The sequence below is a fragment of the Protofrankia sp. CiP1_Cm_nod1 genome (assembly GCF_920888515.1).
In the GTDB taxonomy this organism is placed as follows: Bacteria; Actinomycetota; Actinomycetes; order Frankiales; family Frankiaceae; genus Protofrankia.
Window position 1 is genome coordinate 1 of record NZ_CAKKTM010000082.1, and the last position, 2,950, is coordinate 2,950.

Consider the following 2,950-nt stretch of genomic DNA (forward strand, 5'->3'; position numbering starts at 1 on the left):
GCTCCCGGGCGCGCGGGCCGGGTCGCGCCACCGCCTGACGGCGCGGCCGGAGCTGGCGCCGCCGGCGGCTTGCGCCGTTCGGTCTCGTCACGTTCGGCCGTCTCGTCACGTTCGGCCGTCTCGTCACGCTCGGCCGTCTCGTCACGCTCGGCCGTGCCGACGACGACGCCCAGAGCGTCAGCGATGCCCCGCAGCAGCGTGACCGCGGACGTGGGGACGGTGACGTGCTGCCGGTCGAGCCCGACGAGCAGACCGTGTAACCGCCCATCGTCGCCCACCACCGGCATGGCGACATAGCTGCGGACTCCCAGGCGCGACGGCTCGTCCGTCCCCGCGAACGCGGGGTCGTTGCCGACGCCCGCCAGCGTGACGGGCGCGCCGTCGAGCACCCTCGCGCTGACGGTCTCGCTCCGGGGCAGCGTCAGACCCGCGTCGAGGCCGGGCATGGTCCCCGCCGTCCGCTGGTAGGTCGCGGTCGAGCCCGACAGGACCACGAAGCCTGTCGCTTCCATCCCATGGATGGCGCCCGCGGCCTGCAGTGCGGCATCGACCGCGCTCCACGTACGTGCTGAAGGTACTGACGACACAGCCCGAACTCTCCCACAAACTTCACGGGCAGTGACGGAGACCGTCCCTCGATCAAGCTCTACGGGCTCAAGTCGGCGCGCAGCCGCTGCTCTGCTGCTGCTATCTGTCGCTCTGAGTATCCGTTATGCGGCAGAAGAGGTCTTCTCCGTGACCTGGCGCAGGCTCGGGTTCGTCAGCGCGGTGCCATCCTCGAAGACGACGGTGGGCACGGTTGCGTTGCCGTTGTTGATAGCTCGGACGATCTGTTCAGCCTGTGGGTTCTGCTCGATGTCGACCGTTTCGTACGGGATGCCGGCCTGGTCGAGCTGACGCTTGAGGCGGGTGCAGTAGCCGCACCACGACGTGGTGTAGATCGTCGGCACGAACGGTCCCTTCGGTAGCGGTGACAGAACAAATCTTCACAACCGCGGCGCGGCCCGGTCGCTTCCCGTCGGTGGCGGCGGCTACCGTTCCTCCCATGGCGCGTGCGACTCCTCCCATGGCGCGTGCGACCGTCGACGACCCGGCGCGGGACGCGCCGTTCCCGGGCGGTGCGGGCGTGTCCGGGCAGTGGCTGGTCGACGCGCTCGACCCGGAGCAGCGCCAGGCGGTGCTCGCCCCGGTCGGCCCGGTCTGCGTGCTGGCCGGCGCGGGCACGGGCAAGACGCGGGCGATCACGCATCGGATCGGCCACCTGGTGGCGTCGGGCACCGTCCCTCCCGGCCAGGTACTTGCTGTGACCTTCACCACGCGCGCGGCCGGGGAACTGCGCGGCCGGCTGCGCACACTCGGCGCGGACGGCGTCCAGGCGCGCACCTTCCATGCGGCCGCGCTGCGGCAGCTCGGCTACTTCTGGCCCAGGATCGCCGGGGCCGCGCTGCCCAGGCTCGTCGAGAGCAGGATCGCGCTGGTGGGCCGGGCGGCGAGCCGGGCCGGCCTGACACCGGGCCGGACCGAGCTCCGGGACCTCACCGCCGAGATCGAGTGGGCCAAGGCCACCCTGCTCACCCCCGAGCAGTACCCGGCGGCCGCCGCCGCGGCCGGGCGCGAGACGGCGCACCCGCCCGAGGTGGCCGCCCGGCTGTACACCGCCTACGAGCAGGCCAAGCGGGAGGCGGGCGTGCTCGACTTCGACGACCTGCTGCTGCTGACCGCCGCCGTGATCGAGGAGCACGGCTGGGTCGCCGAGGAGCTGCGCTCCCGCTACCGCCACTTCGTGGTGGACGAGTACCAGGACGTCAACCCGCTGCAGCAGCGCCTGCTCGACGCCTGGCTCGGCGAGCGGGACAGCATCTGCGTGGTCGGTGACGCCAACCAGACCATCTACTCGTTCACCGGGGCGTCCCCCCGCTACCTGCTGGACTTCCCCCGGCGCTTCCCCGAGGCCCAGGTGGTCCGTCTCGTGCGGGACTACCGCTCCACCCCGCAGGTGGTCGGGCTGGCCAACCGGCTGGTCGGGAGGGCCGGCACCGCCGGCCCTCCCGGCGCGCGGGACACGGCGGGCGGGCCAGGGACGCACGGTGCGGCGGGGACCGTGCTCGCGGTGTCCCGGCACGAGCCGCCGCGGCTGGTCGCGCAACGCCCGGACGGCCCGGCCCCGACGTTCACCGAGTTCGACAGCGAGCCCGAGGAGGCGGCCGCGGCCGCCCGCCGCATCCGCGCGCTGTTGGGCGCCGGCGTGCCCGCCAGCGAGATCGCCGTGCTGTACCGGGTCAACGCCCAGTCCGAGGCGTACGAGACCGCGATCGCCGCCGCCGGCATCCCGTACCTGGTCCGCGGCGGTGAGCGGTTCTTCGAGCGGCCGGAGGTCGCCGAGGCCGTCCAGCTGTTGCGGGCGGCCGCGCGGTCGGCCGACACCGACCGGCCGGCGGGGCTGGTGGCCGAGGTCACGGAGGTCTTCGCCGCGCTGGGCTGGCGCGGCGACGACCCGCCGAACGGCTCGGGCGCGCAGCGGGAGCGCTGGGAGAACCTGGCCGCGCTCGTGCGCCTCGCCGAGGCCCTGGCGGCCGCCGATCCGGGCGCCACCCTCGACCACTTCGTCGCCGATCTCGCCGACCGGGCCGCCCACCAGCACATCCCCACCGTCGAGGGGGTCACGCTCGCGTCCCTGCACGCGGCCAAGGGCCTGGAGTGGGACGCGGTCTTCCTGGTCGGCCTGGCCGAGGGGACGCTGCCTATCGTCCACGCGCAGACCCCGGCGCAGGTCGAGGAGGAGCGGCGCCTGCTCTACGTCGGCGTCACCCGGGCGCGCGAGCGGCTGGCGCTGTCGTGGGCGCTCGCCCGCCACGAGGGCGGCCGCAGGTCCCGCCGGCCGTCGCGCTTCCTCGACGGTCTGGCGCCCCGTCCGGCGGCGTCGGCGGGCAGACCGGCGGGTGGGCCGGCG

The 2,950-nt window shown here is 74.2% G+C and carries 3 protein-coding genes; 1 reads left to right on the plus strand and 2 read right to left on the minus strand.

All coding sequences use genetic code 11. The features are described 5' to 3' along the window. Together NBX02_RS04345 and NBX02_RS04350 are read right to left on the minus strand one after the other, a co-directional pair. A partial coding sequence (locus NBX02_RS04345; RefSeq protein ID WP_250290085.1) for a GAF domain-containing protein occupies positions 1 to 512 on the minus strand: 512 nt, incomplete at its 3' end. A 198-nt stretch (positions 513 to 710) separates the two neighbouring features. After that, positions 711 to 950, minus strand: a complete 240-nt coding sequence (locus NBX02_RS04350) for a mycoredoxin (protein ID WP_250287546.1) — start codon at positions 948 to 950, stop codon at positions 711 to 713. A gap of 116 nt (positions 951 to 1,066) precedes the next feature. On the opposite strand from NBX02_RS04350, the gene NBX02_RS04355 reads away from it, so the two are divergent. Then, a partial coding sequence (locus tag NBX02_RS04355; protein WP_250290087.1) for an ATP-dependent helicase occupies positions 1,067 to 2,950 on the plus strand: 1,884 nt, incomplete at its 3' end.